15 protein-coding genes are annotated in these 15,920 nt (G+C 64.4%); 10 read left to right on the top strand and 5 right to left on the bottom strand.

The features are described from left to right. Positions 1–140 (bottom strand): hypothetical protein (locus QZY07_RS10530; RefSeq protein ID WP_295402252.1); only part of this gene is annotated, 140 nt, incomplete at its 3' end. Between the two features lie 314 nt (positions 141–454). Between QZY07_RS10530 and QZY07_RS10525 the strand changes: the two genes are divergently transcribed. From QZY07_RS10525 to QZY07_RS10485, 10 genes are all read left to right on the top strand, one after another. Next, positions 455–868, top strand: coding sequence for a hypothetical protein (locus QZY07_RS10525; RefSeq protein ID WP_295402247.1), 414 nt, complete (start codon positions 455–457; stop codon positions 866–868). 39 nt (positions 869–907) lie between these two features. Then, positions 908–1,063, top strand: a complete 156-nt coding sequence (locus QZY07_RS10520) for a hypothetical protein (RefSeq protein WP_295402246.1) — start codon at positions 908–910, stop codon at positions 1,061–1,063. Positions 1,064–1,142: 79 nt separating this feature from the next. Then, on the top strand, positions 1,143–2,144 hold the full coding sequence (locus QZY07_RS10515) for a linear amide C-N hydrolase (protein ID WP_295402244.1): 1,002 nt from the start codon (positions 1,143–1,145) through the stop codon (positions 2,142–2,144). Between the two features lie 60 nt (positions 2,145–2,204). Beyond that, the gene (locus QZY07_RS27390) at positions 2,205–2,291 is read left to right on the top strand and encodes a BrnA antitoxin family protein (RefSeq protein ID WP_363184057.1); all 87 of its coding nucleotides are present in this window, start codon (positions 2,205–2,207) and stop codon (positions 2,289–2,291) included. 35 nt (positions 2,292–2,326) lie between these two features. Further along, positions 2,327–4,741, top strand: a complete 2,415-nt coding sequence (locus QZY07_RS10510; protein WP_295402242.1) for a DEAD/DEAH box helicase family protein — start codon at positions 2,327–2,329, stop codon at positions 4,739–4,741. Continuing rightward, on the top strand, positions 4,738–5,934 hold the full coding sequence (locus QZY07_RS10505) for a restriction endonuclease subunit S (RefSeq protein WP_295402240.1): 1,197 nt from the start codon (positions 4,738–4,740) through the stop codon (positions 5,932–5,934). The genes QZY07_RS10510 and QZY07_RS10505 overlap by 4 nt, the downstream gene beginning before the upstream one ends. After that, positions 5,931–6,419, top strand: a complete 489-nt coding sequence (locus QZY07_RS10500) for a hypothetical protein (RefSeq protein ID WP_295402238.1) — start codon at positions 5,931–5,933, stop codon at positions 6,417–6,419. The genes QZY07_RS10505 and QZY07_RS10500 overlap by 4 nt, the downstream gene beginning before the upstream one ends. A 62-nt stretch (positions 6,420–6,481) precedes the next feature. Then, a complete protein-coding gene (locus QZY07_RS10495; protein WP_295402236.1) occupies positions 6,482–6,802 on the top strand; it encodes a DUF1778 domain-containing protein in 321 nt (106 codons plus the stop codon). Next, complete coding sequence (locus tag QZY07_RS10490; protein WP_295402234.1) at positions 6,803–7,294, top strand: GNAT family N-acetyltransferase; 492 nt, start codon at positions 6,803–6,805, stop codon at positions 7,292–7,294. Positions 7,295–7,297: 3 nt separating this feature from the next. Beyond that, positions 7,298–9,253 (top strand): type I restriction-modification system subunit M, encoded by a 1,956-nt coding sequence (locus tag QZY07_RS10485; RefSeq protein ID WP_295402232.1) that lies wholly within the window; start codon positions 7,298–7,300, stop codon positions 9,251–9,253. Between the two features lie 2 nt (positions 9,254–9,255). On the opposite strand, the gene QZY07_RS10480 is transcribed toward QZY07_RS10485, so the two are convergent. The 4 genes from QZY07_RS10480 to QZY07_RS10465 form a co-directional block, all read right to left on the bottom strand. Beyond that, entirely contained in the window at positions 9,256–11,028 is a 1,773-nt protein-coding gene (locus tag QZY07_RS10480; protein WP_295402230.1) for an EAL domain-containing protein, read from the bottom strand. Between the two features lie 40 nt (positions 11,029–11,068). After that, positions 11,069–12,199 (bottom strand): ABC transporter permease, encoded by a 1,131-nt coding sequence (locus QZY07_RS10475; protein WP_363184056.1) that lies wholly within the window; start codon positions 12,197–12,199, stop codon positions 11,069–11,071. Beyond that, positions 12,196–14,952, bottom strand: coding sequence for a ribosome-associated ATPase/putative transporter RbbA (gene rbbA / locus QZY07_RS10470; protein WP_295402250.1), 2,757 nt, complete (start codon positions 14,950–14,952; stop codon positions 12,196–12,198). Before rbbA ends, QZY07_RS10475 begins: the two co-directional genes overlap by 4 nt. Positions 14,953–14,975: 23 nt before the next feature. Beyond that, a partial coding sequence (locus QZY07_RS10465; protein ID WP_295402227.1) for an HlyD family efflux transporter periplasmic adaptor subunit occupies positions 14,976–15,920 on the bottom strand: 945 nt, incomplete at its 5' end.

Below are 15,920 nucleotides of genomic sequence, written 5' to 3'. Positions count from 1 at the left end.
TGGGCGAGCGCAAGCGGCTCTTTCAGCAGCGGATTGTCGTAGAGATAGATCTGTCCGACCGAGAGATAGTTCGCCGCGCGCCACCAGGCGTCGAGTTTGCGGAGCTGTTCGGGATCGAGGGGTTGGGTCGCCGTGGTCATGTGCGGATTCCTGAAGGGACGGTGCCTGGTTGATGCCGCCTGGCCATGAAGCAGCCCATCGAGGCGGTGGCGAACGGATGCCGGACATCGCATGTCCGGAAACCGCGAGCAGACACCCTTTCCGCCCGCCGGTCTGTGCGTTACAGAACATAGGGTTGCGGAAGCGTTTAGGCGCAGGCAAGTTTTGGGTCATACTTAGGCGCAAGTCGGTGTGCGACGCTGATAACCTTGGCACCATCACCGATGGCAACAGATCGCTCAATCGTTCACCGCCCCGCGATCCGTTTCGCGAGGCTCACCAGAGGCGCAGACCAATGAAAAAATTCAACTTCACACTCATCGTCGGCATCTTGCTCATCAGCGGTTCCGCGCTGGCTGATGGGAATCTCGTGGGAAAGTGGGTCGAGGTCGAGGGAAGTCGGCACGGTGCCAAAGCGGGCACCACCCCTCACGGCGCCCATGTGGGCGACCGCTATGTGGCCGAGTCGGAGCTGATCCTGACGCTGACCGTTGAAAAGCAGGAGAACCGCTCGTTCCATGCGCAGTGGTGTAGCCAGTACAAGTGCGAGGATGTGGTGGGTGTGATCCGCCGTGATGGGACGCTGCTGATGGCCGACGAAGACGGCACTTACACCGGAACCCTGTTGGGCGACACGCTGGAACTGTGCTACACCCAGGCCAGTCCGGCCTTCCGGCTCGCGGCGTGCCGTGACATGGTGAAACAATAGGCGCGGTCTACGTGGCTTGTGTCAGCGCTGCTCGCTCTCGTGTGTCTGATCACACCCATTGCCGATGAGGACGGTTTCGTGGATGGAGACATCGTCGACGATGACAGAATCAATGTGATCTATCGGCATGTCTCCGAGACCGATACCGTCATCGGTGTTGGAACCTTGACCAGAAAGAAATCGACCGTCAACTGACCACCATGGGGAATAAGGCATGATCAACAAGGTGTTGCGGAGATCCGCATGGATCGCGTTGCTCGGCGCATCCTGTGCAATGTCGCAGATTCCTCCCGCGTCCGCCTGTAGCCGCGCGGTTTACTTCGGCCAGGCGGGCCAGACCGTCACCGGCAGGAGCATGGACTGGCTTGAGGACATGCAGACGAACCTCTGGATCTTCCCGCGCGGGATGACCCGCGATGGCGGGATGGGCGACCAGGGTTTCAGATGGACCAGCCAGTACGGCAGCGTGATCGCTTCAGTCTACGAAGCGGGCACGGCCGACGGCATGAACGAGCAGGGGCTCGTGGCGAACCTGCTGTTCCTGGTCGAGAGTGAATATCCCAGCGACCAGGGCGACACCCGGCCGCAGATCTCCATCGCCGCGTGGACGCAGTACGTCCTCGACAACTTCGCCACCGTCGAGGAGACCGTCGCCGAGATGCGCCAGGAGGCTTTCCGACCCGTCGTCGTCGTAGCGCCCAACGGCGTCGAGGGCAGGATTCACCTGTCCATTTCCGACGCCTCGGGCGACTCGGCCATTTTCGAGTACATCGGCGGCAAACTCGTCATCCATCACGGTCGCCAGTACCAGGTGATGACCAACTCGCCCACCTACGACCACCAACTCGCCCTGAACGCCTACTGGCAGCAGATCGGCGGCACCGTCATGCTGCCGGGCACCAATCGCGCCGCCGACCGCTTCGCCCGCGCCAGCTTCTACATCAATGCCACCCAACAATCCGCCGACCCGCGCGAGGCGGTCGCCGCCGTCTTCAGCGTGATGCGGAACGTCAGCGTCCCGCGTGGGATCAGCAAGGCGGGCCAACCCAACCTTTCATCCACCATCTGGCGCACGGTCGCGGATCAGAAGAACAAGGTGTATTTTTTCGAGGACACCTTGAGCCCCAGTCTGATCTGGGTCCGGCTCAACCAGATCGACTTCACGGCCGGCTCGGGCGTTCGTAAGCTCGCCCTCCATGTCGATCCCGGCCTGGGTGGGGACCAGACGGCCAACTTCAGGAAGGCCGAGGCGTTCCAGTTCCTGGCGCCACATTGAGCTCGCGCAGTCGGCGGCTAAAGAGCCGAGTGCAACTCGGCGATTCCAGGAAAAGCCGACGTGCTGGCCTGGTTCAAGACTCGGGGAGACAAATACCAGACGCGCATCAATGAGGCGCTGCGCGAGTACGTCGAACACCATGGTTGATCGCCTCATCAGGACGCGGAACAAGGGAGGACGCAATGAGCATGAACGAGGCGGAGACCCGCTACCACCTGATCGACCCTCTGCTGCGCGCCAAAGGCTATGTCAGCCGCGCGCACATCACGCTTGAAACCATTCTGACGCCGTCCCCCGTCGAACCCACTGGGGCCAAGGGCCGCCGCCGCAAGGGGCCGGGGCGCACCGACTACCTGCTCTGTGTCCAAATCCGCGTGATGCCCAAGCCGCTGCCCATCGCCGTGCTGGAGGCCAAGAGAGAAAGCGAAGACCCGCTCGCGGGCATGCAGCAGGCCAAGGGCTATGCCGATGGCGAGCGTTTCGACGTGAACTATGTCTTCGCCACCAATGGTCATCGCTATGGCGAGTTCGATTGCGTCACCCGCCTGCAAGTCGGGCCGTTTCCGTTTTCCGACTTTCCGCCGCATGACAGGCTGTTGGCGCGCTACGCCAAAGACTCCGGCATCGACCTCACCCAGCCGGAGGCCGCCATCCTCTTTCAGGCCGACAGCCCGGCCTGGGCGCTCAGTCGCTATTATCAGGACGCCGCCATCCGCGCGGCCTTTACAAAAATCATCCTCTGCCAGCAGCACAACGAATCCGCCCGCGTCCTGCTGGCGCTCGCCACCGGCGCGGGCAAGACCATCATCGCCACCAATCTGCTGTGGCGCATGAGCCAGGCGGGCCGGCTACCCAAACCCGCGCTGTTTCTCTGCGACCGCGACGAGTTGCGCGAGCAGGCGTACACCAAGCTCAAGGCCGCTTTCGGCGACAACGCCCGCATCGTCGGAACCGAACGCGGCGACAATGCCGCGCGGAATGCCCGGATCCACATTGCCACCTATCAGACGCTCGGGCTGGATGACGACGACGGTTTTGCCAGCTTCCTGTCCGAGCATTACGGCGACAACGCCTTCAGTGTCATCATCATCGACGAATGCCATCGCTCCGCCTGGGGGCGCTGGTCGGAGGTGCTCAGGCGCAACCCCGACGCCATTCACATCGGCCTCACCGCCACCCCGCGCCAACTGCACGAAGCCAAAAACGCCCCCGCCGAAGATCGGGAAATCACCGCCAACACTCGCCAATACTTTGGCGAGCCGGTCTACGAATACACCCTGATCCAGGCCCAGGAAGACGGCTATCTGGCCGCCTGCGAAATCGTCAAGCGCAAGGCCAGCATCGACAGCGCCACCTTCACCAGGGCCGAGATCCTCAAGGCCGGCGTGCGCGACATCAAGACCGGCAAACCGCTGACCGAAGCCGACCTGACCAAGGCCCAATACACCGGCAAGGACTTCGACGACGAGTTATTCATCGAACTGCGCACCCCCAAAATGTGTGAAGACCTGTTCCAGTTGTTGTGCCAGAACGGCGGGCCGGAACAGAAGGTCATCATCTTCTGCACCCGCGAGATCCACGCCGACCGCGTCGCCCAGCACCTGAACAACCTCTACACCCGCTGGTGCCAGAAACAGGGCCAAACGCCGAAGGACCATTACGCCTTCAAATGCATGGGCGGACCGAACAAGGGCGCGGATCTGATCGAACCGATGCGCGGCTCTGGCGAGCGCGCCTTCATCGCCTGCACGGTGGACCTGCTGGAAGCCGGCGTCGACATCGAGCGCCTGAACGCCGTGGTGTTCTTCCGCTACCTGCAATCGCCCATCAAGTTCTACCAGATGGTCGGGCGCGGCACGCGCATCCATGAAGAGACGCAGAAGTACAAGTTCTGGCTCTATGACTACACCGATGTCACCAGCCTGTTCGGCACCGACCTGATCACCAAACCGCCGCGCCATGGTGGGGGCGGCAAGGGCGGTGGAGACGATGGCGACGGCGACGGCGGTGGGGTCGGCGGAGACGGCCCGGCGGTGGGCGAGATGCGCGGACCCTATGTCTCAGTATCGGGCGACGGACGCTTCATTCTCGGCCTGCGCGACGGAAGAGACGCGCGCATCCCGGTGGACGAATACCGCCGCGAAGTGATTCAGCGCGTGCTGTCCGAGGCCCAGAACCTCGACGACTTCCGAGCCCTCTGGATCGAAACGCAAAAGCGCCGCCAACTCATCGACCACCTGTTGGGCGACAATTTCAGCCCGGAAGCGATCCGCGAAATCGACCGGATGAACGACTTCGACCTCTACGACTTCTTCGGCCATCACGGCTACCACGCCCGCGCCTTGAAGCGCCCCGAACGCGGCGCGCTCTTCATCGACCACAACCAGAGCTGGTTCAACGGCATGGACGACAAGGCCGCCATCGTGCTGAAAGGGCTCGGCCATCAGTTCGCCCAGGGCGGCACCGAGGCGCTGGAAACCCCGGCGCTGTGGGAGGTGCCCGAGATCCGGCAGGCCGGCGGGCTGGACGCCTTGCGGGGGTTGGGTGCGCCGGCGCGGGTGATACACGAGGCGAAGGGGAGGTTGTTTGGGGTATGAGTTGGCCGCAAAAAAAACTGTCTGATGTGGCGCTTGTCAATCCCAGGCGTCCGTCTCTTGAAAGGGCCGATGCAGAATTGACATCCTTTGTGCCGATGGAGGCTGTCGATGAACTTCTTGGTGAAGTCATTCAGACGATCACGCAGCCGTTTTCAAAGGTCAAGAAAGGCTACACCTACTTCGAGAATGGAGATGTAATCTTCGCCAAAATCACGCCGTGCATGCAGAACGGCAAGCACGCAGTGGTTGATGGCCTGATTGATGGTTTCGGCTTCGGTTCCACAGAGTTTCATGTCGTTCGCGCTTCAGAAGAAATCGTCCCTGAGTGGATTCATTACTTCTTGCGTCGTAAGCAAACCCTGGACACAGCCCTAAAGACATTCACCGGGACGGTTGGTCAGCAGCGTGTGCCTGCATCTTTCTTGGAGGATCTGGATATTCCGGTCCCCCCGCCAGAAGAGCAACGCCAAATTGCCGCCCGCCTGAAAGCCCAACTGGCTGAAGTGGAAACGGCCCGGCAGGCGGCGCGGGTGCAGTTGAGTGATAGCCGTTTGCTGCGCAGTCGCTTGCTCAAGGAATTCTTCGCGGAACTGGATGCCGCGCCGAAGAAGAAACTGGGTGAGTACGCCGTGACCACCAGCGGATCGACGCCCTCGCGGGGCAACAAGCGGTATTGGCAACCGGCTGAAATCGCATGGGTAAAAACCGGCGAAGTCGCATTCGCGCCGATCACCGCCACCGAAGAAGCCATTTCAAAAACGGCGCTGGCGGAATGCTCGCTCTCACTGTTGCCGCCCAAGACCATTCTCATCGCGATGTATGGCCAGGGTAAAACACGCGGGCAATCGGCCATTCTGGAAATTCCAGCCACCACCAATCAGGCTTGCTTCGCTGTTCTGCCCAATGACACCTGGGAACCGGACTTTCTCTACCTCTGGCTGAAGTCGTCGTATCAGGATTTGCGCGATCTGTCGGAAGACCGGGGCGGTAATCAGGCCAACCTGAATGGCGCACTGCTGAAGGCGCTGGATGTGCCCGTCCCCGGCAAAGCCGCGCAACAAGAAATCGTGGCGCGTATCCAGGCCGCAATGACAGAAATCGACGCATTGGAAGCCGCGAGCAAGGCAGCGCTAGAAGACATCAATTGCCTTCCGAACCGTATTCTCGCCCAAGCCTTCGATCCCTGCGCATGACCGAAGGCCGTTACAGCGCCCATGGCGTCGAAGCGGAGTTCGAGCCTGGATCGCGAAAGCGGGTGCTGCGCAATCGGCTCGGTGTCGTCCGTGTGCGCGAGATGCAGCAGGTGGAATCCGAGGCGCAGATCGCAGTGCGGAAGTGGGCTGTGAGTCATTTCGGGCCATCGCATCGCTCTTCATCCGCAGACTTCCGTGAACTGCACGGTCGCTTGTCGGTTTCCGCGTCCATGTTTCTGAAAAGTTTGAAAATACCTTCGATGGCGGATGAACTCGCCGCGCTCAGGCGCATGGCGGCTTCGCGCCGCTTTGGATCGCGCAACCACACATTGCATTCCAACAACGAATCTTTCATCACCCCTCCCGTTTGCCAAAGCCCAAATGTAGTGCTGCATTCAGTCGTCAACAAGCACGCGACTCACTCCACTGGACACGCCCGCATCGGCAGCCTGCAAACGCGCAAGTCTGCATCCATCCGTCGCTGATTCGATGCCTGCATTGATGCAATATGTCATCATGATCGACGCCAACATCAGGAGCTTTCGCCATGCGGACCACCGTCACAATCGATGACACCTTGTATCAACAGGCGCTCGAACTTGCCGACCCCGACATGGACAAGGCCGAGCTGTTCCGCGAGGCCATCCGTACCTTCATCCGCGTGCAAGCCGCACAGCGGCTCGCCGCACTGGGTGGCGCGACGCCCGAGATGTCCGAGATGCACACGGCCTACGAAGCGGCTCGGCAAGTGGTCGCCGATCACGACACACTGTTGCTTTCTCAACAGGCATTCGCCGACTTCGTGGCCGAATGCGAAGCCGCCAAGGAGCCTACCGAAGCCTTGCGTGCGTTGATGGCGCGAAACTGAATGGCGCCACCTATCCAGTTGCTGGATCGCCAGCATCGGCGTGACAGTTTCGATTGCGGCCACCCGACACTGAACGACTTTTTGCAACGGCAGGCCGGACAGCAACAACGCCGCGGTTTTGGCAAGACCTATGTCGTGCTGGCCGATGATGGACTCAGTGTGATCGGATTCGTAACGCTCAGTGTGGGGCAGGTCGCCACCCAGAGTCTGCCTGCCAACCTGAAACTGCCTCGCTACCCCGCGCCGATTCTGCGTATCGGGCGTTTGGCCGTGGATAGGCGTGAGCAGGGAAAAGGCCATGGTCAGGATCTGCTGGCGTTTGCCTTGCGTCTTGCGTTGGAATTTTCGGCGCATGTTGGTTTATACGCCGTCGTCGTGGATGCCAAGGATGAGGGGGCCGCCACCTTCTATCAGCGACTCGGTTTCACGCCGACGCTCGACGACCCTCTGTGCCTGTTCTTACCGTTGTCCACGCTCGCCAAGACGAAATAGCTGATGAGTATCCCAACCACGACCACGTCTACCAGATCGCCACGCAAAAACGCCGCGCCCAAAACCATCGCCTCGACCCAATCGCTCTCCGCCTTCGTCAAAAGCATCTGCGATGTGATGCGCCGCTCCAACTGCGCCAGCGCCTTGCAGTATGTGCCGGAGCTGACCTGGATTCTGTTTCTGCGCATTCTGGACGCCCAGGAAGCCAGGGCGCGGGAAAGGGCCGAAGCCGTGGGCGCGAATTTCTCGCCCGCGCTGCGCAGCCCTTATCGGTGGCAGGACTGGGCGGCCCCCTATTCCGACAAGCCCGAGCACCCGCAAACCGCCCCCGATCACAACAACCCGGCCAAGCCCTTCGGCTGGAAGCGGCAGGAACTGTTCGCGGCGGGCGACGGCAAGCTATTCGAATTCATCAACCAGGAACTGCTGCCGCATCTGCACAGCCTGGACATCGACACCCGCACCGGCCTGCCCAACCCGGCGGCCAGCCGCAAGCAGCGCATCATGGGCCGCACCATGACGGCGGTGGACAGGGTGCGCGTCGATAGCGAGGCCAATCTGCGCGACATCCTGGACAAGGTGCACCAGATCCACATCGACCATGTGGACGACCGGCATTTCTTCACCCTGTCGCAGGTGTATGAAGACCTGTTGTTGAAGATGGGCGAGAAGAACTCCGATGGCGGCCAGTTTTTCACCCCGCGCGAGGTGATCCGCGCCATGGTGCATACGGTCAATCCGCGACTGGGGCAGACGGTGTATGACCCCTGCTGCGGCACCGGCGGTTTTCTCGCGATCGCCTATGAGCATATCGCCCGCCAGTTGGGTCCAAGCGTCACCAGTACCGACCTCGACACCCTCAAGCACGACACCTTTTTCGGCCGCGAAAAGGAGAATCTGGTGTTCCCGATCGCGCTGGCCAATCTGGTACTGCACGGCATCGACCAGCCCAATCTCTGGCATGGCAACGCGCTGACCCGCCGCGCCACCTATGCGGCGCTGTTCGATCAGGCGCCCAAGACCTTCGATGTGATCCTCACCAACCCGCCCTTCGGCGGCAAGGAAGGCCGCGACGCGCAGAAAAATTTCGCCTATGAAACCAGTGCCACCCAGGTGCTGTTCGTGCAGGACATCCTGGGCGAGCTGGCGCCCGAGGGCACCTGCGCCATCGTGCTGGACGAGGGCTTGCTGTTCCGCACCAACGAGAGCGCCTTTGTCGAGACCAAGCGCAAGCTGGTGGACGAGTGCGATCTGTGGGCCATCCTCAGCCTGCCCGGTGGCGTGTTCTCGACGGCGGGCGCGGGCGTGAAAACCAATCTGCTGTTCTTCACCAAGGGCCGGAAGACCGCGAAGATCTGGTACTACGACCTCTCATCCGTGAAGGTCGGCAAGAAAACCCCGCTGACGCTGGCGCACTTCGGTTTTGACGCGGACGGCGCGGTGCTGGCCGACGCGCACTTGCCCGCCATCCTCACCGCCGACTGGCAGGCCGACGAGGCCAACGCGGGCCAGCCGTTCCCCAGCTATGCCAGCCTGCTGCAAGCGCGCGGCAAGCCCGAGGGCGACAGCCGCTACTCGTGGACGGTGGATTTTGCCGCGCGGCGCGCCAAGGCCCGCGCCGAGATGCAGCCCCTGCTTGATGATGCCTCGAATATCAAAGCGACCGTGGTGGATTTGAAGGAGCGGCTCAAGCGTCTGAAGAAAGACAAGGCCAGCGATGCCGATCTGTCGGCGCTGACGACGCGGATTCTGGAACGAGACAAAGCCGCCCGCGAGTTGGAAACCAGGGCGGCCGACATCGATGCGGCCGTGTTCGATTTGAAGGCCGTCAACCCGACAGCGGTGGTCGATGAGGATACCCGCGCCCCGCAACAGATCATCGGCCAGATCGAGGCGCAGGGGCGCATCGTGTCCGAGGCATTGGCCAGGCTCGCCGCGCTGCTGGCAGCGGGCGATTGACGTCAGGCCCTGATTCCCTCCGACATGCCGCAGCCCGCGAAGGCGGTGAGATAGACGTAGCAGGTTCGCGCATCCTCGGCCAGATCGCGGAAACTCAAGCGGCGACCCGGCCAGGGCGTGAAATCCGGTTCGTTCGGGCCGGGTGTCAGATCGCGCACCGCCATGCCCCAATCCAGGAAGACGCGCCGTCGCGCCGGACCCTCCATGACGATGCGCACGTCGCGGTGACGCGGGTCGGTCATGACCTTGTCCATCAGGGCGGACACGACCTCCCGCTGGCCTTCGAGCATCTGCATGAACAGGCCGTCCTGATAGAGCAGGCAGCCGGTCAGGCCGGTCGAGCGATTGAAGGTCCTGGATTGTTCCCGCAGGGTGTCGAGCGTCGCCCCGGTCATCGGCGGCGTCGCCTGGCTGACATAGATCAGAAAGTAGAGTGACGCCGCCGCGTCAGGCGCGCCGCCCCGAAGCTCGCGCTCCAGGGTGTCGATGAACACCGGCGCTTCGAGCGGGCGGTGAAAATAATAGCCTTGGGCGAACTCGCAGCCATCGGCGCAGAGTTCGAGCCGCTGGGCGTCGGTCTCGACCCCTTCCGCGACCAGCTTTAGCCCGAGGGCGCGACCGAGCCCGATCACGGCGCGGATGACCGCGCGGTTCTCCGGACGCTTGTCGAGGCCATCGACGAAGGCCCGGTCGATCTTCAGGACCGCGACCGGCAGGCGCGTCAATTGCGCCAGCGAGGAATAGCCGGTGCCGAAATCGTCCACCGCCACCCGCAGACCCAGCTCGGTCAAGCGGCGCAGGATCCGCAGATTGAGTTCGACATCCGCCATCAGCGCGGTCTCGGTGATTTCCAGCAGCAGGCGCGCCGGGTCGGCCCCCGTCTCGCGCAGGATGGCGGCAAACTCCTCGACCAGCGAGTCCTTGCTCAACTGTCGCGGCGAGACATTCACCGACACATAGGGCGCCTCGGTGCCCCAGCGCCGCCGCCAGTTGGCCTCGGCCAGGCACGCCTGACGGAAGACCCAGGCGCCGATGGGCACGATGGCGCCGGTCATCTCGGCAATCGGAATAAAAACCGCAGGCGGGATCTCGCCTTCGGGTGGATTCCAGCGCAGCAGCAGTTCCGCGCCGACGATGCGCCCGCTCTCGGCGACGACGATGGGCTGAAAGCGAGTCGACAGCTCGTTGCGCACGATCGCCGTGCGCAGACCATTGACGATGGCGAGGCGCTGCTGGTCCTGGTCGCGCTGGCCGGGACTGAAAAACTCCCAGCCGTCGCCGCCCTCGTCCTTCACCGCCGACATCACCGTCTCGGCATGGCTCAATAGCTCGTCGGCGGAATGGGTACTGCCGTTGCCGATGGCGAGCCCGATGCTGGCCGTCACGATCAGTCGCCGCCCGTCGCACTCGAATGGCTGACGCAGCGCCTCGTTGAGCCGATCGGCCAGGGCGGACAGCGTGGCCGGTTGTTCGATCTGTTCGCAGAGGATGAGGAACTCGTCTCTGGCGAGATGCGCCACGGTGTCCCCCGGCCGGATCTGTTCGGTCAGCCGTTCGGCGACGGTCTTGAGCAGACGGTCGCCAGTGCCTGGATCCTGACTGTCGTGCATCCGATTGAAGCCGTCGAGATCGACGAACAGCACCACCAGGCTCAAGCCATTGCGCCGCGAACGCTGCAAGGCGTTGGCGAGCCGATCGCGGATCAGCGCCCGACCGGGCAGCCCGGTGAGCGGTTCGCGGTTGGTCCGTTGCGTCGGTTTCGCTTCGGTGTTCATAGGGATCGCATCAGTCATGGTTGCGTGTTAAGACGTGGACTCAGGCCATCGCGCTAATGGTCCGGCGAAAGCGACTGAGCGCGATGGCGAAAAACACCGCGCCGATCGCGGCGAGCGCAAGGAACGGCGGCCAGACCACCGCAATACCCGCGCCACGATACAGGATTGCCTGGGCAGCCGTGACGAAGTGCGTGGTCGGCGCGGCCAGCATCAGGGTCTGCACCAGTTCCGGCATGCTCTCGCGCGGGGTCGAATTGCCCGAGAGCAGTTGCAGCGGCAGCAGGATGAGCACGGCGAGCATCCCGAACTGCGGCATGGAGCGCGCCAGGGTGGCCATGAAGATGCCGAGCGAGGTGGTGGCGAAGAGATGCAGCGCGGCGGCGACCAGGAAGAGCGCGAGCGAGCCCTCGATCGGGATGCGCAGCACGCCCTGCACGACGAACACCAGCGCCACGCCGGCGGCAACCAGCACCACCAGACCCATCGACCAGACCTTGGCCAGCATGATCTCGGCGGGCGTCACCGGCATCGCCAGCAGGTGCTCGATGGTGCCGTGCTCGCGCTCGCGGATCAGCGCCGCGCCGGTCAGGATGATCGACAGCATCGTGACGTTGTTGATGATCTCCATCAGGGCGCCGAACCAGGACTGCTCCAGGTTGGGATTGAAACGGGTGCGCAGGGCCAGCTCCACCGGCAAGGGGGCGCTGCCGCGGTAGCGCTGGACGAATTCGCCGACCTCGTCCAGCACCATCTGCTGGACAAAGCTGCTGCCGGTGAACGCCTGGCTCATGCGCGTGGCGTCGACATTGAGCTGGATGGCGGGCGCGCGCCCGGCCAGCACGTCGCGCTGGAAGTCCGGCGGGATGTCCAGCACGAAGGTATAGGTCCCGGCATCCAGGCCGGCGTCGATCTCCGAGAGGGCGATCATCGCCGGCGGATCGAAGCGCGGCGGATAGAAGGCGCTGGCGATGCGCGCCGACAGCGGCGAGGCGTCCTCGTCGACGATGGCGATCGGCGCCTTGTGCAGGGTCTCCGGCATCGCCGTGGCCGCCACATAGATGGACACCGTGAAGGTGTAGGCGATGAGGACGAGCATCATGGGGTCGCGCGCCAGGCTCCAAAGCTCCTTGATGCCCAGGCGATAGAGGTTGGCGAGATGCGGCATGCTCAGCGCTCCTGCTTCTTCAACAGCAGGATCGACAGGGTCAGGATCACCGGCACCGCCAGCGCGAGCGGCCAGAAGGCGGCGTCGAGACTGGCGAAGCCCAGCGCCTTGTTGAAGACGCCACGGGTGATGGTCAGAAAGTGCGCGGCCGGATAGACCTGGCCGATGACATGCCCCACGCCTTCGAGCGAGGACACCGGGTTGAGCATGCCGGCGAACTGAACGGCCGGGATGATGGTGCCGATGATGGTCACGAACAGGGCCGCGATCTGGCTGCGCGTGAAGGTGGAGGCGAAGAGTCCGAAGCCGGTCGAGAAGGTGACGAAGAGCAACGCCCCCGCCGTCAGCGCCAGCAGGCTGCCCTTCACCGGCACCCCGAAGACGGTGACCGCCAGCAGCGTCAGCAGGGCGAAGTTGAGCATCGCCAGCAGGATGTAGGGGAGCTGCTTGCCGAGCAGGAACTCGCTGCGGGTGACCGGGGTGACGTAGAGATTGATGATCGAGCCCAGCTCCTTCTCGCGCACCACCGCGAGCGCGGTCAGCATCGCCGGGATCATCAGCAGCAGCATGGGGATGACCGCCGGCACCATCGCCGGCAGGCTCCTGACATCCGGGTTGTAGCGAAAGCGCGTCGCGATGGTGGCCGGGCTGGTCGCGGCGTCCTGGCCGAGCCGGTGTTTCGCCTGCTCCAGCAGCCAGCCCTGGTGCATGCCCTGCACGTAACCCCGCACCGTCTCGGCGCGCACCGGCATGGCGCCGTCCACCCAGGCGCCGATCTGGACGCTGTGACCGCGCGCGATGTCGCGCGCGAAGCCGTGCGGGATCTCGATGGCCAGCGCGAGCTGGCCGGCGCGCATCCGCCGGTCGAGATCGCGGTCATCGAGGAGCGGCGGGCGTTCGACGAAGTAGCGTGAGCCGGACAGGTTCAGCGCGTAATTCTGGCTCAAGCCGGTCCGGTCGCGATCGAGCACGGCGTAGCTCAGATTCTCCACGTCCAGGCTGATGCCATAGCCGAAGACGAACATCAGCAGGGCCGTTCCGAGCAGCGCCATGGTGGCGCGCATCGGGTCGCGCTTTAGCTCCAGCGTCTCGCGCCGCGCGTAGCTCCAGGCGCGCCCGAGACTGAAGGGGACGCGGCGGGCGCGCGGCGCGGCGGCTGGAACCGCTGGGGTTGCTGTGACCGATGGGGCCACAGCCTCGCCACGCGCGCCGGCGTCTTCCAGATAACCGATGAAGGCCGCCTCCAGCGTCGCCGCGCCGCGTTGACGCACCAGCTCGGCCGGAGCATCGGTGACCAGCACGCGCCCGGCGTGCATCAGCGAGATGCGGTCGCAGCGCCCGGCCTCGTTCATGAAATGGGTGGAGATGAAGATGGTGACCCGGTCGTTGCGCGCCAGGTCGATCATCAGTTGCCAGAGGCGGTCGCGCGCGATGGGGTCCACGCCCGAGGTGGGCTCGTCCAGGATCAGCAGCTCGGGCCGATGCACCATGGCCACGGCCAGCGAGAGACGCTGGCGGATGCCCAGCGGCAGCGTGCCGGGCATGGCGTCGACCGCCTCGGCCAGACCGAAGCGCTGGATCATCTCCTCCACCCGCGCCGGGATGTCGGTCTCCGGCACCTGGAAGAGACGCGCGTGCAGGACCAGGTTCTGCCGGACCGACAGCTCCGAGTAGAGCGAGAACGCCTGCGACATGTAGCCCACGCGCTGGCGCGTGGCGAGGTCCTTGGGGTCGACCGCCTGCCCGAACAGCGCGGCGCGGCCCGCGCTGGCCGGCAGCAGTCCGGTCAGCATCTTCATGGTGGTGGACTTGCCGCAGCCGTTGGAGCCGATGAAGCCGAAGATTTCGCCGCGACGGATGGACAAATTCACCTGATCGACCGCGACGAAATCGCCGAAGCGCATGGTGAGGTCTGTCGCCTCGATCGCGATGTCAGCATCGACTCCGGCGGCGAGCGGCGGGATGGTCACGGCCCGATGACCGCGCCGACGGTCCTCCGGTAGCAGCGCGATGAAGGCCGCGTCCAGCGACTCGCTGCCGGTGCGCTCCAGCAGCTCGGCCGGCGTACCGGTCGCCAGGACACGGCCGGCGTCCATGGCGACCAACCAGTCGAAGCCCTGCGCCTCGTCCATGTAGGCGGTGGCGACGATCACGCTCATGCCGGTTTGCTCGGCTCTTATCCCTCTGATCAAGTCCCAGAACTGCGAGCGGGCAAGCGGATCGACGCCGGTGGTCGGCTCATCGAGAATCAGCAGGTCCGGGTCGTGGATCAGGGCGCAACAGAGTCCGAGCTTCTGTTTCATGCCGCCCGAGAGCTTGCCGGCCGGGCGCGACAGGAAGGACGTCAGGCCGGTACTCGCGGTCAGGGCGTCGATGCGACGGCGGCGCTCGGCGGCCGGGTGGCCGAACAGCAGGCCAAAGAACTGAAGGTTCTCCTCGATCGACAGGGTCGGATAGAGATTCTTGCCCAGGCCCTGGGGCATGTAGGAGATGCGCGGGCAGACGCGCCCGCGATGGCGCGCGCTGGCCATGTCCCCGCCCAAGGCCCGCACCCTGCCCTCTTGAATGGCGCGGGCACCGGACAGCAGTGCCAGCAGGCTGGATTTACCGACGCCGTCCGGACCGAGCAGTCCGACCATGCGCCCGGCCGGGAGATCGAGGGTGATGGCGTCCAGCGCCACGACCTTGCCGTAGCGCAGACTCACGTCGGTCAGGCTGGCTACCGGCGCCGGCGCCTCCCGCTCCGGTGGATCGACCACGGGCGGCGGAACCCTGCCGGCGCTCAATCCGGCACCTTGATGACCAGATTGGCCGGCCAGGCGGCGCCCGCGTCGAGCTTGAGCCAGGCCATGCCGGGCAGACCGGTCTTGACCAGTTTACGGTGTTGTTGCAGCAGTTCCGGGTCGATCCGCGCCTTGACGCGGAACATCAGCTTCTGGCGCTCGCTGGCGGTCTCCACCGTCTTGGGCGTGAACTGCGCGGTGCTGGCGACATAGGACACCCGCGCCGGAATCACATATTGCGGCGCCGCATCGAGCACGAGACGCACGTCGCTGCCCAACGCCACCCGCCCGGCCGCCCGCTCGGGCAGGAAGAAGGTCATATAGACATCGCTGAGATCCACCAGGTTGAGCACCTTGCCGCCGGCGCCCAGCACCTCGCCGGGCTGGGCGATGCGGTATTGCACCCGCCCGGCGCGCGGGGACTGGAGCTGACTGTCCGCGATGTCGGCCTCGACGCGGGCCACCGTCGCCTCGCTCGCCTCGACGCCGGAATTGGCGCCGACCACCCCAGCGCGCGCGGCCGTGATCGCCGCCTCGCTCGCGGTCACCTGGGCCTCGGCCCCGGCCAGGGTCGCCTGCGCGCCATGCACGCGGGCGCGGTCGTCGTCGAGGATCTGGCGGGTGGTCATGCCCTTCTCGGACAGGGTCTCGGAGCGCGCGTAACGTCGCTGCGCCGCGTCCAGCTCGCTCTCGCGCTGACCCACCAATGCCTGCGCGGCGGCGGTGTCGCTCTGGCGCACCGCGACCTGGGCCTGGGCGCTGGCGACGGCGGTGACGGCCTGGCGGGACTGCGCCAGCGCCTCGTCGCGCTGGGCGTCGAGCGTGGCGACCCGCATCCGGGCCAGCGGCTGTCCGGCCTGCACGAAATCGCCCTCGTTGACCAGGATGGTCTCCACCCGTCCGGCGAGCTTGGTGGCGACATCGATCTCGGTGGCCTCGATGCG

It is taken from the genome of uncultured Thiocystis sp. (assembly GCF_903866365.1).
Lineage (GTDB): Bacteria > Pseudomonadota > Gammaproteobacteria > Chromatiales > Chromatiaceae > Chromatium.
The sequence above is the reverse complement of the archived record's forward strand: the minus strand, read 5'-3'. Positions and strand labels throughout refer to the sequence as shown.